Genomic DNA, 26,545 nt, shown 5'->3' with positions numbered 1-26,545 from the left:
AAAAGGCCCATCGTGATCACGATGGGCCTTTGCCTCTGTGCGCGAGGGGGGAGTTGAACCCCCACGCCCTTGCGGGCACTGGAACCTGAATCCAGCGCGTCTGCCTATTCCGCCACCCGCGCATTGGGTGTGTCCTCCGGTCCCGGCCTCTGTTTCCTTCGGCCCGGCGCCTTCCGACACGCAGAACACTAGCACGTGGGAAGGGGTGGGTTCACATCCCTTATCTCGGGCAGCGATGTCCCGACGCTCACGTACCGAGCAGTCGGCATTCACGTATCAACCTCGTACCGGTCGAGGCCATCTGTCCAGGAGACGGATCGGGTGCACAGTCAGGTGCGGGACACTGGTCATGGGCCACCTCTACGATCCTTGGCAGAAGAAGCGCCGATCCTCGACAGGAAGAAGCGTGCCGAGGAGTTCGAAGGGGGGCCGCTGGGGGAACCGGCTGATTGCCGGGCGCGTAGATACGATCAGTGAGCAGTAGCGGTAAGGCAAGCCGTACGGGCAACGCGACAGAGGAGGTGCCCTGTGGGAGTCCTGAAGAAGTTCGAGCAGCGTCTCGAAGGTCTGGTCAACGGCACCTTCGCGAAGGTGTTCAAGTCCGAGGTCCAGCCCGTGGAGATCGCCGGTGCGCTGCAGCGCGAGTGCGACAACAACGCGACCATCTGGAACCGCGACCGGACCGTCGTACCCAACGACTTCATCGTCGAGCTGAGCGCTCCCGACTTCGAGCGGCTCAGCCCCTACTCCGGGCAGCTCGGCGACGAGCTCGCCGGAATGGTCCGCGACTACGCCAAGCAGCAGCGCTACACCTTCATGGGGCCGATCAAGGTCAACCTGGAGAAGGCCGAGGACCTGGACACCGGCCTGTACCGGGTACGCAGCCGCACCCTCGCCTCCTCCAGCAACCAGCAGGCCGCCCCGGAGCGCGCGCCCGCGGCCGGCGGCGCCCCGCAGCGATCGGGCGGCTACGGCTACCCGCAGTCCGCCGCGGCCCCGCCCATGCCGAGCGCACCGCCGCCCGGCGCCCCGCAGCGCCCCGGCGGCTACGGCTACCCGCAGCCGGCCCAGCCCGCCGCCCAGCGGCCCGCAGGGCCCTCCGGACCGGTCGGCGCCCCGTCGCCCGGCTCCCGTACCCGCTACTGGATCGAGATCAACGGCACCCGCCATCAGATCTCCCGCGCGACGCTCGTGCTGGGCCGCAGCACCGAGGCCGACGTGCGGATCGACGACCCCGGCGTCTCCCGCCGGCACTGCGAGATCCGGACCGGAACGCCCTCGACGATCCAGGACCTCGGGTCCACCAACGGCATCGTGGTGGACGGGCAGCACACCACCCGCGCTACGCTCCGCGACGGCTCGCGGATCGTCGTGGGCAGCACCACCATCATTTACCGGCAAGCCGAAGGGTGAAGCGGGGGCAATGTCAGAGCTGACCCTCACGGTCATGCGGCTGGGTTTCCTGGCCGTACTGTGGCTGTTCGTGATCGTGGCCGTGCAGGTCATCCGCAGCGACCTGTTCGGTACGCGCGTCACCCAGCGCGGATCGCGTAGGGAAGAAGGACGCCGGCAGCAGCCCGCCGCCCGGCAGCAGGCCGCGCCACCGCAGCAGCGCGGCCAGCAGCCTGCCGCCTCCGGCGGCCGACGGCGCAACGCCCCCAGCAAGCTCGTGGTCTCCGAGGGCACGCTCACGGGTACGACGGTCGCCCTCCAGGGCCAGACCATCACCCTGGGCCGCGCCCACGACTCCACGATCGTGCTGGACGACGACTACGCCTCCAGCCGCCATGCCAGGATCTACCCGGATCGCGACGGCCAGTGGATCGTCGAGGACCTCGGCTCCACGAACGGCACCTACCTGGACCGGTCCCGCCTGACGACTCCCACACCGATCCCGCTGGGCGCGCCGATCCGCATCGGCAAAACCGTCATCGAGCTGCGGAAGTAGTGCTACATCATGGATAGGCGCGAGCGGAGCGAGCACGCGGTGGCGGACCTGACGCCGGTCCGCTGCGCGCTCCCGACCGGAGGGTGGGCACCGTGCGGATGTACCCGGAGCCGACAGGCGAGGTGCGCATGAGTCTGTCACTGCGCTTCGCCGCCGGATCGCACAAAGGCATGATCCGCGAGGGCAACGAGGACTCCGGTTACGCCGGTCCCCGCCTGCTCGCCATCGCCGACGGCATGGGCGGCCAGGCCGCCGGCGAGGTCGCCTCCTCCGAGGTGATCTCCACCCTGGTCACGCTCGACGACGACGTGCCCGGCTCCGACATCCTCACCTCCCTCGGCCACGCCGTGCAGCGCGCCAACGACCAGCTGCGCGCCATGGTCGAGGAGGACCCACAGCTCGAGGGCATGGGGACCACCCTCACCGCCCTGCTCTGGACCGGCCAGCGGCTCGGCCTGGTGCACGTCGGCGACTCCCGCGCGTACCTGCTGCGGGACGGCCTGCTCACGCAGATCACCCAGGACCACACCTGGGTGCAGCGGCTCGTCGACGAGGGCCGGATCACCGAGGAAGAGGCCACCACCCACCCGCAGCGCTCACTGCTGATGCGCGCGCTGGGCAGCGGCGAGCACGTCGAGCCCGACCTGTCCATCCGCGAGGTCCGCGCGGGTGACCGTTATCTCATCTGCTCCGACGGACTCTCCGGGGTCGTCTCCCACCAGACCCTGGAGGAGACCCTCGCCAGCTACCAGGGGCCCCAGGAGACCGTGCAGGAGCTGATCCAGCTCGCACTGCGCGGCGGCGGCCCCGACAACATCACGGTCATCATCGCCGACGTCCTCGACCTGGACACCGGAGACACCCTCGCCGGGCAGCTCTCCGACACCCCGGTCGTGGTCGGCGCCGTCGCCGAGAACCAGCACCACCTGCACGACAACGGCTTCATGCAGACCCCGGCCGGCCGTGCCGCGAACCTGGGCCGCCAGGTGCCCGGCCAGGGCGGGGACGGCGAGTTCGGCCCGCCCGGCTCCGGCGACACCACCGGATACGTCCCGGCCGGCAGCTTCGGCGACTACACCGACGACGACTTCGTCAAGCCCCGCAAGGGCCGCAGGTGGCTGAAGAGATCCTTCTACGGCATCCTCGCCCTCGCCGTCATCGGCGGGGGCCTGTACGGCGGCTACCGCTGGACGCAGACCCAGTACTACGTCGGCGCCAACGGCGAGCACGTCGCGCTGTACCAGGGCATCAGCCAGGACCTGGCCTGGGTGTCGCTCTCGAAGGTGGAGAAGGACCACCCCGAGATCGAACTCAAGTACCTGCCGCCGTACCAGCAGAAGCAGGTCAAGGCCACCATCGCCGAGGGCGGTCTCACGGACGCCCAGTCGAAGGTCCAGGAGCTGGCCGTGCAGGCCTCCGCCTGCAAGAAGGAGTCGGAGCGCACCGCCTCCGAGTCCAAGACCAACTCCAAGACCGGCCAGGGCGAGGCCGGCGGCACCACGGGAACCACCAAGACCTCTCTCACGTCCAAGGCCTCGCCAAGCCCTTCGAACTCGGCGTCCCCCTCGGCGTCAACGTCCCCGTCCCCCTCAGCGACCCCCAGCCCCGGCCCCACCCTCTCGGAGGATGAGCAGAAGGTCGTCTCGCTGTGCGGTAAGCAGTAGGCAAGCCGTGAGAGGCCCCGTCACACGATGAGCAGTACTACCAACACGTCGACGCACCACACGTCCACGATCGGCTCCATCGGCACACCGAGCCGACGCAACACCGAGCTCGCACTCCTGGTGTTCGCCGTCGCCATCCCGGTGTTCGCCTACGCCAACGTGGGCCTGGCCATCAACGACAAGGTCCCCGCGGGACTGCTGAGCTACGGCCTGGGCCTCGGCCTCCTGGCCGGCGTCGCCCACCTCGCCGTACGCAAGTTCGCCCCGTACGCGGACCCCCTGCTGCTGCCCCTGGCCACCCTGCTGAACGGACTCGGGCTCGTCGTCATCTGGCGGCTCGACCAGTCCAAGCTGCTCCAGTCGATCAAACAGGCGGGCACCGCGGCACCGCGCCAGCTGCTGTACACCGCGATGGGCATCGCCCTGTTCATCGTCGTGCTGATCTTCCTCAAGGATCACCGCGCCCTGCAGCGCTACACCTACATCTCCATGGTCGGCGCGCTCTTCCTGCTGCTGCTGCCGCTGGTGCCGGGCCTCGGCCAGAACATCTACGGCGCCAAGATCTGGATCTCCGTCGCCGGCTTCTCCATCCAGCCCGGCGAGTTCGCCAAGATCGTCCTCGCGGTGTTCTTCGCCGGCTACCTGATGGTCAAGCGCGACGCGCTCGCCCTCGCCAGCCGCCGCTTCATGGGCCTGTACCTGCCACGCGGCCGCGACCTCGGCCCGATCCTGGTCGTCTGGTTCATCTCGATCCTGATCCTGGTCTTCGAGACCGACCTCGGCACCTCGCTGCTGTTCTTCGGAATGTTCGTCATCATGCTGTACGTCGCCACCGAGCGGACCAGCTGGATCGTCTTCGGTCTGCTGATGTCGGGGGCCGGCGCGGTCGGCGTGGCCAGCTTCGAACCCCACGTCCAGCAGCGCGTCCAGGCCTGGCTCGACCCGATGAAGGAGTACACCCTCAGCCGTCAGGGCGTCGCCGGCCACTCCGAGCAGGCGATGCAGGCCCTGTGGGCGTTCGGCTCCGGCGGCACCCTCGGCACCGGCCTCGGCCAGGGCCACTCCGAACTCATCCGGTTCGCCGCCAACTCCGACTTCATCCTCGCCACCTTCGGCGAGGAACTGGGCCTGGCCGGCATCATGGCGCTCCTGCTCATCTACGGCCTGATCGTGGAACGCGGCGTACGCACCGCCCTCGCCGCCCGCGACCCGTTCGGCAAGCTGCTCGCCATCGGCCTCTCCGGCGCCTTCGCCCTCCAGGTGTTCGTCGTCTCCGGCGGTGTCATGGGCCTCATCCCGCTGACCGGTATGACCATGCCGTTCCTCGCGTACGGCGGTTCTTCCGTGATCGCCAACTGGGCCCTGATCGGCATCCTGATCCGCATCAGCGACACCGCCCGGCGCCCGGCCCCCGCCCCCGCCGCCAACCCCGACGCCGAGATGACCCAGGTGGTCCGCCCCTCATGAACAAGCCCCTGCGCCGGATCGCGATCTTCTGCGGCCTCCTGGTCCTCACCCTGCTGCTGCGCGACAACTGGCTCCAGTACGTCAAGGCCGACACCCTGCGCGAGGACACCGCCAACCGCCGGGTCACCATCGCCCGCTACTCCACCCCGCGCGGCGACATCATCGTCGGCGGCAACCCGATCACCGGCTCCACCGCCTCCAGCTCCTCGGGCCTGAACGACCTGAAGTACAAGCGCACCTACAAGAACGGCCCCATGTGGGCCCCGGTCACCGGCTACGCCTCCCAGGCCTTCGGCGCCAACCAGCTGGAATCCCTCGAGGACGGCATCCTCACCGGCAACGACGACCGGCTCTTCTTCCGCAACACCCTCGACATGATCACGGGCAAGCAGAAGCAGGGCGGCAACGTCGTCACCACCCTCAACGCGGCCGCCCAGAGCGCCGCCTACAACGGGCTGAAGAAGCAGGGCGGCAAGGGCGCCGTCGTCGCCCTCGACCCCTCCACGGGCAAGATCCTGGCCCTCGCCTCCTACCCGTCGTACGACCCCTCGGCCTTCGCGGGCACCTCGGACACCGACGCCGAGGCCTGGAAGAAGCTGCAGAAGAAGTACAACCCCAACGACCCGATGCTGAACCGGGCGCTGCGCGAGACCTACCCGCCGGGCTCCACCTTCAAGGTGGTCACCGCCGCGGCCGCGCTCCAGAACGGGCTGTACACCTCCGCCGACGAGGCCACGAAGTCCCCGCTGCCATACGTCATGCCGGGCACCACCACCGAGCTGAAGAACGAGGGCAGCATCCCCTGCAAGAACGCGACCATGCGGGTCGCGCTGCGGTACTCCTGCAACACCGTCTTCGGCAAGATCGGCGCCGACCTCGGCAACGACAAGATGCTGGCCGAGGCGAAGAAGTTCGGCTTCGACGAGGAGCAGTTCACCCCGGTCCGCTCCAGCGCCTCGGTGTTCTCCGACAACATGAACCAGTCGCAGACCGCACTGTCCTCGATCGGCCAGTTCAACACCGCCGCGACCCCGCTGCAGATGGCCATGGTCGCCTCCGCGGTCGCCAACGACGGCAAGCTGATGAAGCCGTACATGATCGACAAGCTCCAGTCGTCGGGCGTCGACACCATCTCCCAGACCGACCCGCAGGAACTGAGCCAGCCGCTGTCCTCCGAGAACGCCCAGATCCTCCAGTCGATGATGGAGACGGTCGTCAAGGAGGGCACCGGCACGAACGCGCAGATCAACGGCGTCACCGTGGGCGGCAAGACCGGTACCGCCCAGCACGGTGTGGAGAACAGCGAGAACCCGTACGCCTGGTTCATCTCCTACGCCAGGCTCCCCGACGGCAGCAAGCCGGTCGCCGTCGCCGTGGTGATCGAGGACGACCAGGCCAACCGCGACGACATCTCCGGCGGCGGCCTCGCGGCCCCGATCGCGAAGAGCGTGATGGAGGCGGTCATCAACTCCAAGAAGTGACCCCGCCCGCCGCGGCGCTCCGGCGCCGCGGGACGTGACACCGCTCACGTCTCCTTCACATCGACGCACGTTGCGATACCGGTCCTGTATCGGGTTACGGGCTTGGCCAGGTCACACAAACACAGCCGGGTACGGTAGGCCCGGACGGCAGCCTCCGACCGCACACCCGTGCCGGTCGGGACCGACGGAGAGGGCTGGTAGGGAACTATGGAAGAGCCGCGTCGCCTAGGCGGCCGGTACGAACTGGGCCACGTGCTCGGCCGCGGTGGCATGGCGGAGGTCTACCTCGCGCATGACACCCGGCTCGGCCGCACGGTGGCGGTGAAGACGCTGCGAGCGGACCTCGCGCGCGACCCGTCCTTCCAGGCCCGGTTCCGCCGGGAGGCCCAGTCGGCCGCCTCGCTCAACCATCCCGCGATCGTCGCGGTCTACGACACGGGCGAGGACTACATCGACGGGGTCTCGATCCCGTACATCGTCATGGAGTACGTAGACGGTTCGACGCTCCGTGAGCTGCTGCACTCCGGCCGCAAGCTGCTGCCCGAGCGCGCGATGGAAATGACCATCGGCATCCTCCAGGGCCTGGAGTACGCCCACCGCAGCGGCATCGTCCACCGTGACATCAAGCCCGCGAACGTCATGCTCACGCGCAACGGCCAGGTCAAGGTCATGGACTTCGGCATCGCCCGCGCCATGGGCGACTCCGGCATGACCATGACCCAGACCGCGGCCGTGATCGGCACCGCCCAGTACCTCTCCCCGGAGCAGGCGAAGGGCGAGCAAGTCGACGCCCGCTCGGACCTCTACTCGACCGGCTGCCTGCTCTACGAGCTGCTGACGGTACGACCCCCGTTCGTGGGCGACAGCCCGGTGGCCGTCGCCTACCAGCACGTCCGCGAGGAACCGCAGCCCCCGTCGGTGTTCGACCCCGAGATCACCCCCGAGATGGACGCCATCGTCCTGAAGGCCCTGGTCAAGGACCCGAACTACCGCTACCAGTCGGCCGACGAGATGCGCGCCGACATCGAGGCGTGCCTCGACGGCCAGCCGGTCGCCGCCACCGCGGCGATGGGCTCGGTGGGCTACGGCTACCCGGACGACCAGGCGACCACCGCGCTGCGCGCCGACGCCGGCGCGACCACCATGCTGCCGCCGATGAACCCGGACGACGGCGGTTACGGCTACGACGAACGCCCGGACCGCCGCCGCCAGCAGAAGAAGAGCAACACCTCCACGATCCTGCTCATGGTCGCCGGCATCCTGGTGCTGGTCGGCTCCATCCTGATCGGGAAATGGGTGGTCAGCGGAGACGGCGCGGACAAACCCTTCAAAGTCCCGAACTTCGTCGGCCAGACTTACGCGGACGCGCAGAAGATGGCCGTGAACTCAGGCCTGAAGCTGGGAACACCGACCAAGAAGGCCTGCAACAGTGCGCCGAAGGGCAGTGTCTGCTCCCAGGACCCGGTCCTCGGCTCGGACGTCAACAAGGGCGACACGATCAACCTGGTGGTGTCGACGGGGGCGCCGAAGGTCGCTGTGCCGGACGTCCAGGGCCTGACCTTCGACAAGGCGGAGGAGCAGCTCACGGCCAAGGGCTTCAGGGTCGAGAAGAAGACCCAGGTCTCCGAGCAGACCGCGGGTGTCGTCATCGGCCAGGACCCCTCGGGCGACACGGAACTCGAAAAGGGCTCCACGATCACCCTCACGGTCGCCAAGGCCGAGGAGAAGGTCACGGTTCCCGACGTCACCGGCAAGAGCTGTGACGATGCCAAGGCGCAGATGCAGGCGAACAACCTGGTCGGCAACTGCACCGAGGTGGACACCGACGACCCCAACCTCGTCGGCAAGGTCGTCTCGACCGACCCTGGAAAGGGTCAGCAGGTCAAGAAGAACTCCACGGTGAACATCCAGATCGGCAAGGCCAAGCAGCAGACGGCCGTACCGAGCGTGCTCGGCCAGACCGTGCAGCAGGCCAAGCAGACCCTGCAGGCGGCCGGATTCACCAAGATCCAGTTCAACGGCGACTCCAGCGACAACGCGCTCGTCACCAACCAGGACCCGCAGGCCAACACCGGCGTCGACAACCCCGGTGACACGCAGATCACCCTGACCACGGTGAGCGTCGGCAACAACGGCGGGAACAACAACGGCGGTACCAACTTCTTCGGCGGTACCAGCGGCTGAGCCCCGCACCCGTTCCACAGAGCCCCGGCGCCCCTCCTCCCGGAAGGACGCCGGGGCTCCGGCGTGTCTCCCAGGCCCGCCGCACATGAGTTCCCCACTCGCTCGCCCCTTCCCTCGTCCCGACTCGTTGATCGGATGGGATGGGATGGGGTGCGAGTGCTCTGCCCTGAACCCGACAGAAGGGCAGAACCGTGATCAACGAATCAGCACTGCTGGAATCGAAGAGCCTGCGCGACAGCGTCTCCGGAGGCCCTGAGCATCGCCGCGTTTTGCGGCTTCGGGCCTCCGCCATGCGAGGCGACTGAGCTCCCGCAAGGAGCTCAGTCAGCGCAGTTCCTTCGGCGGAGTCCGCTCGCTGTCGACCTTCTCCACCCGCACCAACTCGCCCCACACCACGTACCGGTACCGGCTCGTGTACACCGGTGTGCAGGTGGTCAGGGTGATGTAGTGGCCCGGCTTGGTCTTGCCGGACTCCTTGGGGACCTGGGAGAGGACCTTGACGTTGTACTTCGAGGTCTCGGACAGGATCGAGTACGCCTTGTAGACGTACCACTTGTCCCGCGTCTCGAAGACGATCGGATCGCCGACCTTGACCTTGTCGATGTTGTGGAACTTCGCGCCGTGACCGTCCCGATGGGCGGCGAGGGTGAAGTTGCCGGTCTTGCCGGTGGTGGGGAGCGTGGCCTTCGCCGGATCGGTGTAGTAGCCGGCCACCCCGTCGTTCAGGACGTCCGTCGACGTGCCCTTCTCGACCAGCACCTCACCGTTCCTCATGGACGGCACGTGCAGGAAGCCGATGCCGTTCTTCGTGTTCAGCGCCCCCGGACCGGTGTCCTGCTGAGCCCACGTGTCACGGACCTTGTCACCCTCCCGGTCCGCCTTGCGGTCCGCGACGACGTTCGTCCACCACAGCGAGTAGACGACGAACAGGCCCAGCACCAGGCCCGCCGTGATGAGGAGTTCGCCGAAGACGCTGACCGCCATCGCGATCGGGCCGATCGGCCGACGGCCCGGCGCGGGCGCCCCGTCCGGCACGTCGGTCTGCTCTTCGGTGTCGTCGGCCGTCGCTGCCACTGTTCCTCTGCCTCTGCCCTTACTCGACGAGCGCGTCTGGCTTGCCCTTGCTGCGCGGGCGTTCCTCGACCATCTTGCCCCACACGATCAACCGGTACTTGCTGGTGAACTCCGGTGTGCAGGTGGTCAGGGTGATGTACCGGCCCGCCTTGGTGAAACCCGAACCCTTCGGAATCGCGTCCAGCACACTCACGTTGCTCGGCGACGTCACCGGCAGCATCGACGTCACCTTGTACACGAAGTACTCGTCCTGTGTCTCGACGACGACCGCGTCACCGGCAACCAGCCTGTTGATGTACCGGAACGGCTCACCGTGCGTGTTGCGGTGCGCGGCGAGACCGAAGTTTCCGGTCTTGTCCTGCGGCATCGCGGTCTTCAGCGCACCCTCGCCGTAGTGGCCGACCATGCCCTTGTCGAGAACCTTCTTGTTGCTGACGCCCTCGGCGATCGGCGCCTCCACGTCCAGCTTGGGAATGTGCAGGATGGCGAAGCCCTGCCCCGGCTCGAAGACACCCGGGGCCCGCTTGCCGCTCGCCCAGTCCTGCTGGAGGCTGCTCGTCTCCTTGCCCGCCTGGGCATGGGCACGGACGTTCGTCCACCACAACTGGTAGGTGACGAACAGCAGCATCAGCACGCCGGTGGTGATGAACACCTCGCCTATCGCCCGGCTCGCCATGACGGCCGGACTCGGCTTGCGCAACCGCGCCTGCCGACGGGCCTCGACCCGGGAGAGCGGCCGCCCCGACGGACGGGTCTCCTCCGACGGCGCCGCCTCCGATGCGCCGCCATGACGGCCACCACGCCGCTTGGCTGCCTTTCTGCGGGCCGCTCGGCCGCCCCCTGGGAGTCCAGGGGCAGATGAGGCTGCCGTGCCCGCAGAAGCCGATATAGGCGGCGGATCGGGGATCCGCAGCGCCACGGTCTCCTCGTCGACCGGCGGGAGATACGCCGTCTCCCCGAGCGCACTCGACCCCCCGTACGACTGACCCCCGTACGGGGTATCGGTCTCGCGCTCGGGGCGCAGCGCGGTCACGCCGTGGCCCTGCCCACCACCGGGGCGAGCCCCGCCGACCTCGCCACGGCCCCCTGGTCACCGCACGCCACCAGCCAGTTGGCCAGCATCCGGTGCCCGTGCTCGGTCAGCACCGACTCGGGATGGAACTGCACACCCTCGACCGGAAGTTCACGGTGCCTGAGCCCCATGATGATCCCGTCGTGGGTGCGGGCCGTGACCTCCAGCTGGGCCGGCACGGTGGCCGGCTCGGCGGCGAGCGAGTGATAGCGGGTCGCGGTGAACGGGGTCGGCAGTCCGGCGAAGACCCCCTTGCCCTCGTGCTCGACCAGCGACGTCTTGCCGTGCAGCAGCTCAGGCGCCCGGTCCACCACACCGCCGTACGCCACCTGCATCGACTGCATGCCGAGGCAGACACCGAAGACGGGCACCCCGGTCGAGGCACAGTGACGGACCATGTCCACACACACGCCCGCCTCCTCCGGCGTACCGGGCCCGGGCGACAGCAGAACCCCGTCGAAGCCGTCCTGGGCGTGCGCCGTCGACACCTCGTCGTTGCGCAGCACCTCGCACTCGGCGCCCAGCTGGTAGAGGTACTGGACCAGGTTGAAGACGAAGCTGTCGTAGTTGTCGACGACGAGAATCCGCGCGCTCACTGGTTGTCCACCGTCACATCGTTGAAGGGCAGCAGCGGTTCGGCCCAGGGGAAGACGTACTGGAAGAGGACATAGACCACGGCCAGGACCAGCACGAGTGAGATCAACGCCCTCACCCACACGTTGCCCGGCAGATGCCGCCAGATCCAGCCGTACATGCCGTCCCTTCCGTTCCACCACGGCACCAGAATCCCGCCGTACTGCACCAGACTAACGGCGCAGCGCCTCGGGTTTGCCTGCCTCCACAGGCTGCGTGGAGTCCAGATGCGCCCAGACGATCAGCCGATGACTGTGCCCCCATTCCGGATCGCACGTGGTCAGCGTGAGATAGCGGCCTGGACGCGTATACCCCGACTTACGTGGCACAGGGTCGATCACTTCAACGTCCGTCGGAACTGTTTTGTAGGGGCCTTTGTCGATCCGATACGTGAACCAGGTCGTACCGTCCGTCAGCACGATCGCATCGCCCCTGCGCAGCTTCGGGAAGTCCAGGAACGGGTCACCGTACGTGCGCCGATGACCGGCGACCGCGAAATTGCCCTCCTGCCCCAGCCGGGCGGTACGGGCGTAGTGGGCGAGGCCCTTCTTCAGCACATCGGTGCCGGTGCCCTCCAGGACCGGCTTGTTCCACGTGAAACCGAACCGAGGGATGTACATGATCGCGAAAGGCCTGCCGTAGTGGTACGCGGCCGGCTCGGCGGGGGCGGCGGACGTCTTGGCAGTGGGATGCACCGTGGCACTGTCCGACCACTGCCGCTGTAACCGGTCGATCTGGTCATGCATCACGCTGTCGGCCTTCACACCGGTCCAGAACAGCACATACACGACGAAGAGGACTATGAGCGTACCGATGGTGATGCAGAGCTCGCTGACGGTCCTGACGATCACGCGCACCGGCGGCTCCAGAAGACGACGAGCGGCTTACCCCACAGGCTTCGCGTAGTGCAGATCCACTGTGCCCGAGTAGCCCGGCAGAGTCACCGTCCCGTCCTCGGTGACTTTCCAGCCGAGGCCGTACACGTTGACGTACACCATGTAGTTCTGAATCGCCTCCGAGTCCGCCAGCGCCTGCTGCATCTTCGCCGGGTCCCCCACCGCCTGGATCTTGTACGGCGGTGAGTACACCCGGCCCTGCAGGATCAGGGTGTTGCCGACACAGCGCACGGCACTGGTGGAGATCAGCCGCTGGTCCATGACCTTGATGCCCTGGGCGCCGCCCTGCCACAGCGCGTTCACCACGGCCTGCAGATCCTGCTGGTGGATGACCAGGTAGTCGGGCTGCGGCTCGGGATAGCCGGGGAGCTTGGCCGTGGCGTTCGGCGGGGCGTCGTTCAGCGTGACGGTGATCGCGTCGCCGGTGAGCTTCTGGGTTCCCGCGTCCTTCTCCAGCCCGGAGAGCTTGTCGTCGTCGGCCTTGCTGGAACCGTCGTCGCGCTCGGCCAGCTTCTCGTTCCGGTCACGCGAGCCCGCGTTGGACTCGTCCAGGTCCTTGTTCTTGCGGCTGCGCTCCTGGATCAGGTCGGACAGCTTCAGCAGATTGTCGTCCGAGCGGATGTCGGTGCCCTTGGCCGTGTTGAAGCTGGTGAAGAAGAGAAGACCGGCCAGGGCGAAGACCGCGACGGTGAGAATCCGCACCGGCCGGAAGCCACCCTTGCGGACCGGGCCCGCACCCGTTGATCCGGTCGCGTTGGAGTCGGCAGAATTGCTCAACGTACCCTTATCTCCTTCGGCGCCGCGGAAGCACTACGCTAACGGACGCCCGGGGGAGCGGTCAGTGCGCCCTTACTGTCCCCTTGTACGCTGCTCCGAGCCCGACCCAGTTACCTGCGCGGCCACGCAGCGCATCGACAGGAGAGACCCTCGTGCCGAAGTCACGTATCCGCAAGAAGGCCGACTACACGCCGCCCCCGGCGAAGCAGGCGACCGCCCTCAAACTGAACAGTCGCGGCTGGGTCGCACCGGTCATGCTGGCCATGTTCCTCATCGGACTAGCCTGGATCGTCGTCTTCTACGTGACCGACGGTTCGCTGCCCATCGACAGCCTCGACAACTGGAACATCGTCGTGGGCTTCGGCTTCATCGCGGCCGGCTTCGGCGTCTCCACACAGTGGAAGTAGCTCTGCCCAGGGTTATCCGCTGAGTTATCCACAGGCCTGTGTATGGACCTGGGGAAAAGAAGACGATCTGTGGATAACCCGTAGGGCGTTGACGCCGGTACGACTACCACAACGCCCTTCGTGTAACTGTTCGCCCCCTTCCCTGACCTGCGAAAACGCAAGTGAGGGACAGGGGGCACAGTTGTGCACGCACCCTGTGCACAAGATCCGCCACCGACTGTGGACAACGGTTCGGTATCGGCGCGGCGAGCCGCCGTGAACCCGCGAAACGGGCGCCGGGCGAGTCCGGTCAGGTGAGCTGGGCGGTCCTGACGACCGTCAGGACGAGCGCCACCACCAGGACCAGCGCGCAGGTGCCGTGCTGGATGAGGTTCCGCCGCTCACGCGGGGCGTGCACCATGGCGTACCCGGTGACGACACCGGCGACCAGGCCACCGATATGGGCCTGCCAGGCGATTCCGCCACTGAAGGTGAAGATGAGGTTGATCACCAGCAGGGCGATGATCGGCCGCATGTCGTAGTTGAGGCGGCGGATGAGCACCGCGGTCGCGCCGAAGAGGCCGAAGATCGCGCCGGAGGCACCGAGCGAAGGCTGGTTCTGGGCGGCCAGCAGATAGGTGAAGGCGCTGCCGGCCAGGCCGGAGACGACGTAGAGGGTGATGTACCGGGCTCGGCCGAGGGCGGCCTCCAGGGGGCCGCCGATCCACCACAGGCTGAGCATGTTGAACGCGATGTGCATGGGGTTCGAGCTGTCGTGCAGGAACATCGCGGTCAGCAGCCGGTAGTACTGGCCTTGGGCCACGCCTTCGATGTCGCCGTACTGCGGGAACCAGGCCTGTCCGATCAGCTCGAAACGGCTGGTGAAGCTGTCTCCGACGGAGAGCTGGACCAGGAAGACGGCGATGTTGATGCCGATCAGGATCTTGGTGAGCAGCCGTGGGTCGGCGGTGACGGTGCCGCCGGCGATGGTGCGCGGGCGGGAGTCGGCGGGGGGCGGGCCGCTGGGGCCGGCGGTGGTGCCGCGGACGCATTCGGGGCACTGGAATCCCACGGAGGCGCTGACCATGCACTCGGGGCAGATGGGGCGCTCGCAGCGGGTGCAGCGCACGCCTGTCTCCCGGTCCGGGTGCCGGTAGCACATGGGCAGGCTGTGTGCGTCCCGCGCGCTGCCTGCCGCCTGGTCCTCCATGGGGTCCCCTCGCTCGTCGTGGGCAATGCTCTGCCCCGCACATCCTTACGGACGGGCGGGGCGTTTGGTTCCCTTCGGGCGATTCCTTTTGGGCGCTTCCCTCTGGTGTTTCCTTCAGTCGGGTCAGCGCTGTCGGTCAGCTCTCGCGCTTCTCAACGAGGACCGTCTCGATGACGACGTCGTTCTCGGGGCGCTTGTTCGGTCCGCTGACGGTCACGGAGGCGATCTTGTCGACGGTCTTCTGGCTGTCCGCGTCGAGGACCTCGCCGAAGATGGTGTGCTTGCGGTTGAGGTGGGGCGCGGGGTTGACCGTGATGAAGAACTGGGAGCCGTTGGTGCGCGGGCCGGCGTTGGCCATGGCCAGCAGGTAGGGGCGGTCGAAGCGGAGGTCGGGGTGGAACTCGTCCTCGAACTTGTAGCCGGGGCCGCCGATGCCGGTGCCGAGCGGGTCGCCGCCCTGGATCATGAAGCCGCTGATCACCCGGTGGAAGACCGTGCCGTCGTACAGCGGGTCGGTGGAGACCGTGCCGGTGGCCGGGTGGGTCCACTCACGCTCGCCCTGCGCCAGTTCGGTGAAGTTCTTGACGGTCTTCGGCGCGTGGTTCGGGAAGAGCCGGACCTCGATGTCGCCGAGGCTGGTCTTCAGGGTGGCGTAGAGGTGCTCGGCCACGGTCCGCCTTCCGTTGTGCTCTGGTGTGCTCGGGTGTGACCCGGTGCTGGGTTGGCCCGGCACGATCCTCGCACGGTATGGCGGTCCGGAGGCCCGCCTGCGGTCTCCCGGCGCGGATCCTCACGAATCGCTTGCGGAAACCCGGCGGAGTCCTCAGATCCGCGCCGAGGCGGAGCGCTGGGCGCCGATCCGTGGCATGGTCGTGGACAAGCCCCTCTTAGTTCTGGTTGCACCCGTATGCCCGTCCTCGCGCGCCGCTTGGGCCGGGGAGAGGCATGATCCCTAAAAGGGTGGATAGTCGAAATACCGTACGCCACCGAGGAGGAGGAAACCCGTGACCCGCAAAGAGAGCGTGCGCGCTGCGACCAGCTCGGCGAAGGACAGCGTGCGGCACGCAGCGGAAGTGGTGGCGCCCTACGCCGACACGGCCAAGGAGCGTGCCGCGTACTACGCGCAGGAGGCACGCGTACGGCTCGCGCCCGTGGTGTCGCAGGCTGCTGAGCAGGCCCGCGTCCAGTATGACGCCCGTCTCGTACCGCGTCTGGAGCAGGCCCGGACGCATGTGCCGCCGATGGTGGACCAGGCTGCGCACGACGCTGCCGATCTGACCCGCAAGGCGGCCCGGCAGGCCGCCGATTATTCGCGTCCCAGGATCGAGCAGGCCGTGGCGGCGGCTGGGCCGGTCCGTGATGAGGCCTCTGCGCGGGGTGCTGCCGCGCTCGCCGCGCTGCGTGGCAATGTCTCGGCCGAGCAGATCGAGAAGCTGGCGCGCAGGAACCAGCGGCGCTCGGCGTACGGCCGTGCGTTCAAGGCGTTCGCTGTGTTCGGTGCGCTGGCGGGTGCTGCCTTCGTCGCGTGGAAGTGGTGGGACAAGCAGGCCAACCCGGATTGGTTGGTCGAGCCTCCCGCTGCCACGGAGGTCCCGGATTCGGGCCGTCTCGGCTCGGTGGACGGCAGTTCTCCGCTGGACCCCGAGGTCCAGGCCAAGGAGGCGGAGGAGCAGGCGTCGCGCGACGACAAGGAGTTCTGAGCCCCGCGTTTCACGTGAAACAAGAGCCCCCTCTGATCCGCGTGTCCGCGGGTCGGAGGGGCTTTGTTGTGCGGTCGATGCAGGACGGGCGGGCGTGCCCACCACCGAAACGCTGCTCTCCCTCGCGGAGAAGAACGGCGTGGCCATCGAGACCTCCGGCCAGATCGTCCCCGCGAGCGGGTCGCCGGCGGGATGCGGATGACCGTCGAACTGCCCGCGCCTTCCCCGCACACCAGCAGGTGACGAGCCGGGGAAGTCGAATTCAGTCGCTCTCTCCAGAGGTGGTCGCTCACCCAAGGTAACCACCCCGGCACGTAAGGTGCACATGACTCTCCGGCGGGCGACCGGGACAAAAAGACCCCTCCGACTGCGTTTTCGCAGTTCAGAGGGGTCCGATGCTGTGGAGCCTAGGGGAGTCGAACCCCTGACATCCGCCATGCAAAGACGGCGCTCTACCAACTGAGCTAAGGCCCCGTACGGGAAGCGACCGGCCAAGCGGAAGGTCCGCTGGTCGGTGCCGCAGACCAGAGTACCGGTTCACCCCCCGTACCTCACAAAAAGATTGGGGGTCCCCCCGGATGACCACGCTCCGTAAGATGCTCGACGGGGTTCGCTGTAGCGAACCGTGGATTTTTTGGGGAAGCGATGGGGAGACGCAATGGACGCCGCACAGCAGGAAGCCACCGCCAGAGCGCGGGAGCTGCAGCGGAACTGGTACGGAGAGCCGTTGGGGGCGCTCTTCCGTAAGCTCATCGACGACCTGGGGCTCAACCAGGCACGTCTCGCGGCGGTCCTCGGACTGTCCGCACCCATGCTGTCGCAGCTGATGAGCGGGCAGCGGGCGAAGATCGGCAACCCGGCCGTGGTCCAGCGGGTGCAGCTGCTCCAGGACCTGGCGGCGCAGGTCGCGGACGGCAGCGTGAGCGCGGCCGAGGCGACCGAGCGGATGGACGAGATCAAGAAGTCCCAGGGGGGCTCGGTGCTCAGCAACACCACGCAGACGACGAGCGGTTCGGGAGCGCCCACGGTCAAGCGGGTGGTCCGCGAGATCCAGTCGCTGCTGCGTTCGGTGGCCGCCGCCGGTGACATCATCGACGCGGCGGACACGCTGGCTTCGTCCCATCCGGAGCTGGCGGAGTTCCTCCGGGTCTACGGCGCCGGCCGCACCTCGGACGCGGTCACGCACTACCAGTCGCACCAGAGCTGAGCCGCGGCCCGGTACACCGGAGGGGGTCCGGTGGACCGGGCGGGGCGCGGCCCTGGCCGAGGGGGTCACGCGAGAGGGGTCGTATCGCTCATCCGGGGGAAGCAAGGGGGGTGTGGCAGGGGGGACTAGAGGGGGAGGCTACGGGCAGTCATGGGTGAGGTCTTCGCAGGCCGGTACGAACTGGCCGACCCGATCGGTCATGGCGGCGTGGGCGCCGTCTGGCGTGCCTGGGACCACCGGCGCAAGCGCTATGTGGCCGCCAAGGTGCTCCAGCAGAGCGACGCCCACGCGCTGCTGCGCTTCGTGCGGGAGCAGGCGTTGCGCATCGACCATCCCCATGTCCTGGCTCCGGCCAGTTGGGCCGCCGACGACGACAAGGTCCTGTTCACGATGGACTTGGTCGCCGGCGGCTCGCTGGTCCACCTCGTCGGGGACTACGGTCCCCTGCCCCCCGTCTTCGTCTGCACGCTCCTCGAGCAGCTGCTCTCCGGCCTCGCCGCGGTGCACGCCGAGGGGGTGGTCCACCGGGACATCAAGCCCGCGAACATCCTGCTGGAGGCCAGCGGTACCGCCCGGCCGCGGCTGCGTCTGTCCGACTTCGGCATCGCCATGCGGTTCGGCGAGGCCCGGCTGACCGAGACCAACCTCGTGGTCGGGACACCGGGTTACATCGCCCCCGAGCAACTCCTGGGCGCAGATCCCGACTTCACGGCCGACCTGTTCGCCGTCGGCCTGGTCGCCCTGTTCCTGCTGGAAGGCGCCAAGCCCGACGCCAAGGCGCTCGTCCAGCACTTCGCCGAACACGGCACCCCGGGAGCCCCCAAGGGCATCCCCGACCCCCTGTGGCAGGTCGTCGCCACCCTTCTCCAGCCCAACCCCCAGTCCCGCTTCCGCACGGCCACGGGCGCCCGCAAGGCCCTCGCCCAGGCCATGGAACTCCTCCCGGAGCCGGGCATCGACGACGAGTCGATCGAGATCTTCGACCAACTGGGGCCACTTCCACCGGGGTTCGGTCCCGAGGGGCCACTACGTGTGGCGTCCGGGGTCGATACGACGCGGCATACGACGGGTACGACAGGGACGGCGGGGACGGCGGGGACCGGAACGCGGGCCGGGAGTACGACGGAGGCGGCCGCGGGTTCGGGGGTTGCCTCTGGTACGGCCGCGGGTGCGGAGGCCGACGCGGATCCGGCCTCGCTGACAGGAACCAGCACCGGGTGGGACACGACAGCGGACAGGGGGAGGCCGTCAGAGGCGTCCACCCCGACGGGTTACGACACGACACCGGAATCCGCATCCGGCACAACGCCAGAGGCCGGCTTCGACACAACGCCAGGGGCCGGCTTCGGCACGGCACCGGAGGCAGCGTCCCGCACGGCACCGAAGCCCGCATCCGACAGGGCACCGGAGGCCGCATCGGGCACGCCAACCGGCACGGACCCCGGCTCGGCGGCCGGAGCCCAGGCAGGAACCGCGTACGCGCCCCCGGCCACCTCCACCGGCCCCGCCGGCTCTCCCTCGGCCGCCGTCGGCATGTCCGACACCGGCAGCTTCCGGCTCCCACCGCCTCAGACGCCGGTACCTCCCGCCCCGTACGCGGAGCCGCCGCAGCCCACACCGCCGTACCCGCCGCACGCCGCCCACCAGGAGCCGCAATCGTGGCCGGGCCCGGACCCGCGGCCAGGAACGGAATCCGAACCGCAGCCTCGACCGCAGCCGCGGCCGCAACAGCCTCCGGCCTCCTCCGTCCCGCAGCCCCACACCCCCTGGCCCCCCGCGCAACCCCTCCCCCCGGCCCGGCCGCATACCGACCCCACCGAGACCACCGACACGGCCACCTACACCGCCCGTGACCCGCAGCCGGCGTCGCGGGTCTCGCAGTTGCCGGTGCGTACTCACGGCCGGCGTCGGCGGCGGGTGCCTCGGCCCGGGCCGCCCGCGAAGGCCGCCGTGCCCATCCTGCTGCTGGCGCTGGCCTGTTACGTCGTGGGTTTCTGGGCGTTGACCCGGATCTGAGCGCGACGGGCGGTCAGCGTCCACACGCCCAGGACGAGAAGCAGGGCCGTACCCGTGCCGATCCCGCCGGCCGCGAGCACCCGCATCGCCGTGTCGTCGTCGCCTGCCGCGGCGGCCAGGCCGCCGCCCTGGTCCGACGGCGGGTCGAAGACGTCCTTCGGGACGGGCGAACCGGCGTAGTGGGGGCCGGAGTTCGGGGTGCCGTCGACGCGGACCCGGAGTGTCACGTCGTACGGCCCCTTCCCGAACGTGTCCGCGGTCTGCCCGGTGAGGTGGACGACGAGGTAGTAGGCGCCGGCGAAGCGGACGGAGTTCTCCTCGCCGGAGACGGCGTACCGGTTGGCGTAGGCCACGGGTGGCAGGGGGTCGAGGGAGGACGACTTCTGGGTGCCGTCGTAGCCGAGGGAGATGTCGTCGACGTAGCCGCGAACGGGGTTGTAGAGGGAGAGGTTGAGCGCGGCGCTGACGTAGCCGTGGGCGTCGCCGCTGATGCTGGCCAGGTCGACGGTGGCGTGCAGTTGCTGTCCCCAGGCGACCGGGACCGCGTAGTAGAGGGTCTGGCCCGGGGTGATGCCGGTCTGCCAGACGCCCGTGTCGAGGGTGCGGGCCGTGGTGAAACCGGCGCCCGCGGTGCGGCGTTCGGGGTCGCCGGTGAGCGGCTCGGGGGACGCGGAGTTCCAGGTCTCCGGGGCGGTGGTGGCACCGGCCCTGGCCAGGCCCGGTTCGGTGACGGGGGCGATCTCCAGGTCCCAGCTGCCCGGGGACGTGGTCCGCGAGCCGGACGCGAGCCGCTCGACGACGACGTAGTAGGTGCCCGCGCCCTCGCAGAGCGCCTTGCCGGTGTCCCGCCGTCCCAGCGCCGTGACCGGCCGGGGGCTCAGTCCGGCGCCGAAGCGGGCGCCGTCGTAGCCGCAGGAGACACCGTTGGCGTCCTCGATCGAGACGCCGATGCCGTCGCTCGCGGAGACGGTGGCGTCGGCCGGCGGGACGGCGGTGACGGGGACGTAGGCCGTGCTGCCGGCGGCGAGTTCGAGGCGGAAATACAGTTCGCCCTTCTCCGGCAGGGTGCTGCGGTAGGTCGTACCGGGCTCCAGCGGTACGGCGGCCGCGGTGCCCGTCGCTCCGGTGATCGTGCGGGCGCCCGGGGCGAAGCCGTAACCGCTGCCGCCGTCCGCCGCAACCGGAGAGGCCGGCAGCAGTGCCGTCAGTGCCAGGGCGGCCGTCGTGCCGATGCCGCGCCATCCCGCCGCCGTACGCCACCGCCGTATCACGCGCGCCCCCAGCCGTCGCTCGTCAGCCGTCGAAGCCCCGGTCCGGCCCCGGCCCCATACTGCCGCTCGCGCCCCCGCGCCACCCGGCAATTTGTACGACCGTCCGAAACGCCCGCCTCGCGCGATCTCCGCGCCCCCCGGACAACGCAAAACCCCGACCGCGAGGCGGTCGGGGTCTCAGTGTCGTTCGTTGTCGGTACTCACGAACCCGTGGGCACGGAGTCAGTCGCCTCCGTCCACAGATCCTGCTCGGCGCGATCCGCCTGGATCTGGCGGTACACGAGGAGCCCGCCGATGGCGGCCAGTGCGACCAGGAGAAGCTTCTTCACCGCGCGACCTCGTCTCTTCCTTGACGTAGGGGACCTCTGGCGCCCGACTATACACACCGACCGATATCGATCGGTGACCTGGCATCCGACCCCAACTCCGGCCCACCACAAGGTGTTGCACAAGCCGTTGGAGAAGACGGGGCCGTTCCGATCGGAGGGTGATCACACCTCCACGGACGGTTACTTTGCTCCGTCTCGCCCGCCTTCAGGACCTTTCTTCCGATTTTTCGGACCTCATGCGTCCGTCCGGGTGGTGTTCATCGGAACATCGCCGCGCCACAGGTCGACGTCCCCCACTTCGCGATCCCCATACACATCATGAGGAAAGTACGCAAATCGCCCAACCCGAAAGTGAGGGGCCATGGCCAGGAACGCCAAGGTCATGAAGTTGTGGACCGCCATCGTCACCGCCTTCCTCGCGCTGTGCACGGCGCTCGGATTCGTCTCGGCCGCCACCGCCACCGCGGTACCGCAGACCGAGGCCCCGCGCAACAGCAGCGGCGACGACCACAGCCCGGCCGGCCGGGTGATGATCCCGGCACAGACGCACTGGCTCTGGGCCCAGGCAAGGTCCCTGCCCCCCACGATGAAGCAGCGCATCCGGGCCGAGGCCCACGGCAAGACCCCCGGTTGCCGCCAGCGGCCCCTGGACACGACCGAGTCGGAGGAGAACCCGGCCGAACCCCCCGCGGCGCCCCTCGACTGCTGACCCTCCCCAGACAGCTCAGACGCAACGGCGCAAGGGCGACTTGCGTACGTACCAGCGCCTACTGCGAAGAGACCCGCGACCGGGAACCGGTCGCGGGTCTTCGCATGTCCGGCCCCGTCGGTGGCGTCTCGTCGGTGGCGTCTTCTCGGTGGCGTCTTCTCGGTGGCGTCTTCTCGGAGGGGCCTCTTGGGTGGGGCCTCGTCGGTGGGCCTCGTCGGTGGGGCGCTCGACTCTCCAACTCCTCTTGAGGAGTCGTAGGCTGAAGCAGTGCCCAAGGCGTACGAGGAGATCGCCGACGACCTCCGCCGCTCCATCAGGAACGGCGAGCTCAAGCCCGGTGCGCGGCTGCCTTCCGAGGCGGAGCTGGCCCGGCACCACGGCCGGAGCGTGCCCACGATCCAGAACGCGCTGCGGCTGCTGAGCGCGGAGGGTCTGATCGACAAGCGGCACGGCAGCGGCACCTTCGTGCGCAAGCCCCGCACCCGCGCGATCCGTGACAACACCCGGCACCAGTGGGAGAAGGACCGCGCCAGGATGCCGGAGGCGACCCGGGCCGCGACCGGCGCGACCGAGCACGAGACCGGTCTGGTCCTCGACGACCTGGTCTTCTTCGCCCGGTACCGCGAGCTGATCGCGCCCAGCGACCTCGCCGACGCGTTCGGGGTACCGGAGGGCACCATGCTCCTGGAACGCACCTACCGGACCCGGTACTCGGCCGAGTCGGCCCCCTTCAGCCTGGTGAGCTCCTATCTCGTCCGGGACATGATCGCGGCGAACCCGGCGCTCCTGGACGAGACCAGGGAGCCCTGGCCGGGCGGCACCCAGAACCAGCTGCACACCGTCGGCATCGAGGTCGCCCGCGTCGAGGAACGCTTCACCGCCCGGCCGCCGACGCCCGAGGAGGCCCGGGAGCTGGACCTGCCGGCCGGCACCTCGGTGATCCTGCTGCGCAAGACGTCGTACGACATCCACGACCGCATCGTGGACATCTCCGTCGTCACGCTTCCGGGCGACCGCACGGAACTGGTCTTCACCACGCACCTGGAAAGGTGGTGAGCGCCGCCGTGAGCCGGTGCGTCGCTCTCGTCACCGTCGTCACCGCGGTCCACGCGCCGTCGGCCCGTTTCCTGCCGGAGGCGTACAAGTCACTGTGCGAGCAGCGGCTGCCGGACGGCTGGGAGTGGCAGTGGCTGATCCAGGAGGACGGCTACGGGGACGAGGTCCGCCCGTACGTCCCCGACGACACCCGGGTGTCGTTCCGGCAGGGCCGCACCGGCGGTCCCGGGGTCGCCCGCACCATCGCGCTGGCGCGGGCCGAGGGGGCGTACGTCAGGATCCTCGACGCCGACGACCAGCTCACGCCGGGTGCGCTGGCCCGCGATCTGGCCGTCCTCGAGGCCCGTCCGGCGGTCGGCTGGGCCACCTCCCGCGTCCTCGACCTGTTGTCCGACGGCTCCACGGCCGGTTTCCCCGGCGACCCGGAGGAGGGCCCGATCGAGCGCGGAGCCGTGCTCGACTTCTGGACGGCCAACGGCTACCTCGCCCAGGTCCACCCGGCGAGCCTCTTCGTCCGCCGTGAGCTGCTGCTCGCCCTGGGCGGCTGGATGGCGCTGCCGGCCTCCGAGGACACCGGGTTGCTGCTCGCGCTGAACGCGGTGAGCCGGGGCTGGTTCACGGCGGACGCCGGGCTGCTCTACCGCAAGTGGGAGGGCCAGGTCACCGGGCAGCCCGCCCACACCGACCCGGCCGAACGGCAGGCCCGGATGGCGGTCGTGGCGGCCCGGGCACGAGCACTGGCGGAGTTCGGCTGGCAGTACCCGACGACGGCGGCCGACTAGCCCGACTGAGCCGACTAGCCCGACCAGCCCGACTAGGCCAACAAGAGGGCGCATGCGTCCGGCGGCCGACGGGACGCCGCACGGCTGAGACCGCCGAGTGGAGGGCGCACCTACCCGGCCCTCGGCTGGAAGGCGCACGCGTCCGGCCACGACGGGAAGACGCACGCGTCCGGCCACGACGGGAAGACGCACGCGTGCGGGCCGCGACGGGAAGGCGCACGTGTGCGGCATCGACCGGCTAGAGCGTCGCCGCGTCGGTCCGTGAGAACACCAGGTCGCTCTCCTCGGTCACCGGTCCGTACCAGCGGACCGGGGCCACCGGCTCGCCGTACAGCGCCCCGGGGTAGCTGTCGGCCGCATAGCTGTTGGCGAGCCGGTAGACGTGGTAGCCGGCGTCGGTCATGGTGCGCAGCAGGTCGTCCGCCGAGTCGCCGAGCTGGGCCATGCGGTCTGGGGTGACCTCGACGGTGATCTCGGCGTCCGGGCGCAGCTTCTCCAGCAGCGGGGCCAGCCCGCGCACCACCGCGCCCTCGGCGCCCTCCACGTCGATCTTGATGACCCGCGCGCTCTCGATCTCCTCCGGCCGCAGCAGCTCGGGCAGCGGCACGGCCTCGATGTCGAAGCTCGACTCGGCCGGTCCGTCCCACGGGACGATGCTGTTGGCGCCCATGTTGCGGGAGCTGGCGAGCACGAAGGTCAGGGTGCGGTGGGCGTCGGAGACGGCCGCGTTGACCGCCCGGATGTTCCGGCAGCCGTTGAGCGCGCTCTGCTGTTCGAGGCGGCGGTGGAAGACGGGGGAGGCCTCGACGGCCACGACCCGGCCCTGGTCCCCGACCAGCTGGGAGGCGAGGACGCTGAAGACGCCGACGTTGGCGCCGACGTCGACGAAGCAGTCCCCCGGCGCCAGCCGGCCGCGCAGCCAGCGGGTCATGTGCGGTTCCCACACCCCGAAGAGGTAGAGGTAGCGCTGGATGAGGTCCTGGGTGTCGACCGCGAACCGGGCGCCGGAGCGCGTCTGCACGACCCGTCGGCGCGGGTGGTCGCGCAGGTAAGGGTTGAGCGCGCGGGCGGCGAGAGTCTTGCCCCAGGGCCCCGGGAAGTCCCGGACGTAGCCGCGGCCGAGGGTGACCAGAAGTTCGGCGAGTCCGGCGAGTCCGGTGCGTCCGGTGCGTCCGGTGCGTCCGCTGAGTTCCGTGCCGATGGTGCTCATCCGCTAGTCAGTGACCCTTTTGCCGTTGATCCGGATCGCCTGGGACGGGCAGCGTTCGGCGATGTCCCGGATCAGTTCGTCGTCTCCGGACTCCTCCCGTCCGGGCAGGACGAAACCGTACCCGTCCTCGAAGCCGAACACAGTGGGTGCCCGGAAGGCACACTCACCCGACCCGTAACAGACATCGGCGTCGACGGAGACCTTCATGGAAAGTCCCCTGCCCACCGGACGCCCCGCCGAACCGGGTTACGTGAAGGGCAGCTCCAGCATCCGGATCGCGTTCCCGCGCAGCAGCTTGTAGGCCACCTCCGGCGCCAGCCCGCCCACGTGCTCCTGGGCGACCCGCTTGGTCTCCGGCCAGGTCGAGTCGACGTGCGGGTAGTCCGTCTCGAAGGTCGCGTTGTCCACGCCGACCGTCTCGATCGCCTCGATGCCGTGCTTGTCGCGGAAGAAGCAGCAGAAGATCTGCCGGTAGTAGTACGTCGACGGGGGCTCCGGGACCAGGTCCTTGACCCCGCCCCAGGCGCGGTGCTCCTCCCAGACGTCGTCGGCGCGCTCCAGGGCGTACGGGATCCAGCCCATCTGGCCCTCGCTGTACGCGAGTTTCAGCCGGGGGAACTTCACCAGGACGCCGGAGAAGAGGAAGTCCATCATCGAGGCCATGGCGTTGTTGAAGCTGAGCGAGGCCTGCACGGCGGGCGGGGCGTCGGGGGAGGCGGCGGGCATCTGCGAGCTGCTGCCGATGTGCATGTTGACGACCGTCCCGGTCTCCTCGCAGACCGCGAAGAACGGGTCCCAGTAGCCGGAGTGGATGGACGGCAGGCCCAGGTAGGTGGGGATCTCGCTGAAGGTGACCGCGCGGACGCCCCGCTCGGCGTTGCGCCGGATCTCGGCGACGGCCAGGTCGATGTCCCACAGCGGGATCAGGCACAGCGGGATCAGCCGGCCGCCGCTGTCGCCGCACCACTCCTCGACCATCCAGTCGTTGTAGGCGCGGACGCAGGCCAGCGCGACCTCCTTGTCGTCGGCCTCGGCGAACGTCTGCCCGCAGAAGCGGGGGAAGGTGGGGAAGCAGAGGGAGGCCTCCACATGGTTCATGTCCATGTCGTCGAGGCGGGCCTTGGGGTCCCAGCAGCCGCGCCGCATCTGCTCTCGGGTGATGCCGTCGAGCGTCATCTCGTCCCTGGAGAAGCCGACGGCGGCGATGATCCGCTTGTACGGGAAGAGCAGGCCCTCGTACTCCCACCAGTCCGTGATCTGGCCCTCGGGGTCGGTGGTGAAGCGGTACTTGCCTCCGACGTAGGCGAGTTCTCCGATGCCGGCCGTGAAGGGCTTGGGTCCCTTGTCGCGGTACTTGCCCGGCAGCCACTTCTCGAAGAGGTGCGCGGGCTCGATCACGTGGTCGTCCACGCTGACGACCCTGGGCAGATCCTGGGTGCCGGTCGTGTTCTCTGCCATGCCTACCCCCTGCTG

26 protein-coding genes and 2 tRNA genes are annotated in these 26,545 nt (G+C 69.0%); 13 read left to right on the top strand and 15 right to left on the bottom strand.

What is annotated here, in order from left to right; all coding sequences use genetic code 11:
- Window positions 1-38 precede the first annotated feature (38 nt).
- Window positions 39-122, bottom strand: a tRNA-Leu gene (locus tag AB0N16_RS17650).
- A gap of 406 nt (window positions 123-528) precedes the next feature.
- On the opposite strand from AB0N16_RS17650, the gene AB0N16_RS17645 reads away from it, so the two are divergent.
- The 6 genes from AB0N16_RS17645 (at window position 529) to pknB (ending at window position 8,744) form a co-directional block, all read left to right on the top strand.
- Window positions 529-1,413 carry a DUF3662 and FHA domain-containing protein gene (locus AB0N16_RS17645; protein WP_365797565.1) on the top strand — a complete coding sequence of 295 codons (885 nt, stop codon included), beginning with the start codon at window positions 529-531 and terminating at the stop codon, window positions 1,411-1,413.
- 10 nt (window positions 1,414-1,423) lie between these two features.
- Window positions 1,424-1,948, top strand: a complete 525-nt coding sequence (locus tag AB0N16_RS17640; RefSeq protein ID WP_365797563.1) for an FHA domain-containing protein — start codon at window positions 1,424-1,426, stop codon at window positions 1,946-1,948.
- Between the two features lie 98 nt (window positions 1,949-2,046).
- Window positions 2,047-3,612, top strand: coding sequence for a Stp1/IreP family PP2C-type Ser/Thr phosphatase (locus tag AB0N16_RS17635; RefSeq protein ID WP_365797887.1), 1,566 nt, complete (start codon window positions 2,047-2,049; stop codon window positions 3,610-3,612).
- Window positions 3,613-3,639: 27 nt separating this feature from the next.
- Complete coding sequence (locus AB0N16_RS17630; protein WP_365797561.1) at window positions 3,640-5,079, top strand: FtsW/RodA/SpoVE family cell cycle protein; 1,440 nt, start codon at window positions 3,640-3,642, stop codon at window positions 5,077-5,079.
- The gene (locus tag AB0N16_RS17625) at window positions 5,076-6,560 is read left to right on the top strand and encodes a penicillin-binding protein 2 (protein WP_365797559.1); all 1,485 of its coding nucleotides are present in this window, start codon (window positions 5,076-5,078) and stop codon (window positions 6,558-6,560) included. The genes AB0N16_RS17630 and AB0N16_RS17625 overlap by 4 nt, the downstream gene beginning before the upstream one ends.
- Before the next feature lie 207 nt (window positions 6,561-6,767).
- Entirely contained in the window at window positions 6,768-8,744 is a 1,977-nt protein-coding gene (gene pknB, locus AB0N16_RS17620; protein WP_365797557.1) for a Stk1 family PASTA domain-containing Ser/Thr kinase, read from the top strand.
- 324 nt (window positions 8,745-9,068) lie between these two features.
- Here pknB and AB0N16_RS17615 read toward each other — a convergent pair whose 3' ends face one another.
- From AB0N16_RS17615 to AB0N16_RS17590, 6 genes are read right to left on the bottom strand one after another with little or no spacing between them, the layout of a single operon-like run.
- Window positions 9,069-9,818: a class E sortase gene (locus AB0N16_RS17615; RefSeq protein ID WP_365797555.1), complete on the bottom strand. Its 750-nt coding sequence runs from the start codon at window positions 9,816-9,818 to the stop codon at window positions 9,069-9,071.
- A 19-nt stretch (window positions 9,819-9,837) separates the two neighbouring features.
- Window positions 9,838-10,851 (bottom strand): class E sortase, encoded by a 1,014-nt coding sequence (locus AB0N16_RS17610; RefSeq protein ID WP_365797553.1) that lies wholly within the window; start codon window positions 10,849-10,851, stop codon window positions 9,838-9,840.
- Complete coding sequence (locus AB0N16_RS17605; protein WP_365797551.1) at window positions 10,848-11,486, bottom strand: aminodeoxychorismate/anthranilate synthase component II; 639 nt, start codon at window positions 11,484-11,486, stop codon at window positions 10,848-10,850. Before AB0N16_RS17605 ends, AB0N16_RS17610 begins: the two co-directional genes overlap by 4 nt.
- Window positions 11,483-11,644 carry a hypothetical protein gene (locus AB0N16_RS17600; protein WP_046727640.1) on the bottom strand — a complete coding sequence of 54 codons (162 nt, stop codon included), beginning with the start codon at window positions 11,642-11,644 and terminating at the stop codon, window positions 11,483-11,485. Before AB0N16_RS17600 ends, AB0N16_RS17605 begins: the two co-directional genes overlap by 4 nt.
- A gap of 52 nt (window positions 11,645-11,696) precedes the next feature.
- Window positions 11,697-12,380, bottom strand: coding sequence for a class E sortase (locus AB0N16_RS17595; protein WP_365797549.1), 684 nt, complete (start codon window positions 12,378-12,380; stop codon window positions 11,697-11,699).
- 27 nt (window positions 12,381-12,407) lie between these two features.
- Window positions 12,408-13,196 carry a DUF881 domain-containing protein gene (locus tag AB0N16_RS17590; RefSeq protein ID WP_365797547.1) on the bottom strand — a complete coding sequence of 263 codons (789 nt, stop codon included), beginning with the start codon at window positions 13,194-13,196 and terminating at the stop codon, window positions 12,408-12,410.
- 152 nt (window positions 13,197-13,348) lie between these two features.
- Here AB0N16_RS17590 and crgA point away from each other — a divergent pair, with 152 nt between their 5' ends.
- The gene (crgA, locus tag AB0N16_RS17585; RefSeq protein WP_362559127.1) at window positions 13,349-13,603 is read left to right on the top strand and encodes a cell division protein CrgA; all 255 of its coding nucleotides are present in this window, start codon (window positions 13,349-13,351) and stop codon (window positions 13,601-13,603) included.
- Window positions 13,604-13,892: 289 nt separating this feature from the next.
- On the opposite strand, the gene AB0N16_RS17580 is transcribed toward crgA, so the two are convergent.
- Window positions 13,893-14,792: a rhomboid family intramembrane serine protease gene (locus AB0N16_RS17580; RefSeq protein WP_365797545.1), complete on the bottom strand. Its 900-nt coding sequence runs from the start codon at window positions 14,790-14,792 to the stop codon at window positions 13,893-13,895.
- 136 nt (window positions 14,793-14,928) lie between these two features.
- Window positions 14,929-15,462 (bottom strand): peptidylprolyl isomerase, encoded by a 534-nt coding sequence (locus AB0N16_RS17575; RefSeq protein WP_365797543.1) that lies wholly within the window; start codon window positions 15,460-15,462, stop codon window positions 14,929-14,931.
- Window positions 15,463-15,796: 334 nt separating this feature from the next.
- On the opposite strand from AB0N16_RS17575, the gene AB0N16_RS17570 reads away from it, so the two are divergent.
- Window positions 15,797-16,492, top strand: a complete 696-nt coding sequence (locus AB0N16_RS17570; protein WP_365797541.1) for a DUF5324 family protein — start codon at window positions 15,797-15,799, stop codon at window positions 16,490-16,492.
- A gap of 401 nt (window positions 16,493-16,893) precedes the next feature.
- On the opposite strand, the gene AB0N16_RS17565 is transcribed toward AB0N16_RS17570, so the two are convergent.
- Window positions 16,894-16,966 (bottom strand) — tRNA-Ala (locus AB0N16_RS17565).
- A 184-nt stretch (window positions 16,967-17,150) separates the two neighbouring features.
- Here AB0N16_RS17565 and AB0N16_RS17560 point away from each other — a divergent pair.
- Together AB0N16_RS17560 and AB0N16_RS17555 are read left to right on the top strand one after the other, a co-directional pair.
- Window positions 17,151-17,699: a DNA-binding protein gene (locus tag AB0N16_RS17560; RefSeq protein ID WP_365797539.1), complete on the top strand. Its 549-nt coding sequence runs from the start codon at window positions 17,151-17,153 to the stop codon at window positions 17,697-17,699.
- Between the two features lie 150 nt (window positions 17,700-17,849).
- On the top strand, window positions 17,850-19,715 hold the full coding sequence (locus AB0N16_RS17555; protein ID WP_365797537.1) for a protein kinase: 1,866 nt from the start codon (window positions 17,850-17,852) through the stop codon (window positions 19,713-19,715).
- Here the strand turns inward: AB0N16_RS17555 and AB0N16_RS17550 are convergent.
- Together AB0N16_RS17550 and AB0N16_RS17545 are read right to left on the bottom strand one after the other, a co-directional pair.
- A complete protein-coding gene (locus tag AB0N16_RS17550) occupies window positions 19,679-20,986 on the bottom strand; it encodes a hypothetical protein (protein WP_365797536.1) in 1,308 nt (435 codons plus the stop codon). The genes AB0N16_RS17555 and AB0N16_RS17550 overlap by 37 nt on opposite strands.
- Window positions 20,987-21,186: 200 nt before the next feature.
- Entirely contained in the window at window positions 21,187-21,315 is a 129-nt protein-coding gene (locus AB0N16_RS17545; protein WP_003999697.1) for a DLW-39 family protein, read from the bottom strand.
- A 361-nt stretch (window positions 21,316-21,676) separates the two neighbouring features.
- On the opposite strand from AB0N16_RS17545, the gene AB0N16_RS17540 reads away from it, so the two are divergent.
- From AB0N16_RS17540 to AB0N16_RS17530, 3 genes are all read left to right on the top strand, one after another.
- Window positions 21,677-22,024, top strand: coding sequence for a DUF6344 domain-containing protein (locus tag AB0N16_RS17540; RefSeq protein WP_365797534.1), 348 nt, complete (start codon window positions 21,677-21,679; stop codon window positions 22,022-22,024).
- A 267-nt stretch (window positions 22,025-22,291) separates the two neighbouring features.
- Window positions 22,292-23,080, top strand: coding sequence for a GntR family transcriptional regulator (locus tag AB0N16_RS17535; protein ID WP_365797532.1), 789 nt, complete (start codon window positions 22,292-22,294; stop codon window positions 23,078-23,080).
- A complete protein-coding gene (locus AB0N16_RS17530) occupies window positions 23,077-23,862 on the top strand; it encodes a glycosyltransferase family 2 protein (RefSeq protein WP_365797530.1) in 786 nt (261 codons plus the stop codon). Before AB0N16_RS17535 ends, AB0N16_RS17530 begins: the two co-directional genes overlap by 4 nt.
- A 238-nt stretch (window positions 23,863-24,100) precedes the next feature.
- Here the strand turns inward: AB0N16_RS17530 and AB0N16_RS17525 are convergent, their stop codons facing one another.
- From AB0N16_RS17525 to AB0N16_RS17515, 3 genes are read right to left on the bottom strand one after another with little or no spacing between them, the layout of a single operon-like run.
- Window positions 24,101-25,072, bottom strand: coding sequence for an FkbM family methyltransferase (locus tag AB0N16_RS17525; RefSeq protein ID WP_365797528.1), 972 nt, complete (start codon window positions 25,070-25,072; stop codon window positions 24,101-24,103).
- A gap of 3 nt (window positions 25,073-25,075) precedes the next feature.
- On the bottom strand, window positions 25,076-25,279 hold the full coding sequence (locus AB0N16_RS17520; RefSeq protein ID WP_365797526.1) for a ferredoxin: 204 nt from the start codon (window positions 25,277-25,279) through the stop codon (window positions 25,076-25,078).
- Window positions 25,280-25,318: 39 nt separating this feature from the next.
- Window positions 25,319-26,530, bottom strand: a complete 1,212-nt coding sequence (locus AB0N16_RS17515) for an amidohydrolase family protein (protein WP_365797524.1) — start codon at window positions 26,528-26,530, stop codon at window positions 25,319-25,321.
- Window positions 26,531-26,545: the final 15 nt, after the last annotated feature.

It is taken from the genome of Streptomyces sp. NPDC051105, assembly GCF_040682795.1.
Taxonomy (GTDB): Bacteria; Actinomycetota; Actinomycetes; order Streptomycetales; family Streptomycetaceae; genus Streptomyces.
Note: the sequence above shows the minus strand (reverse complement) of the source record. Positions and strands in the feature narration are given on the sequence as shown.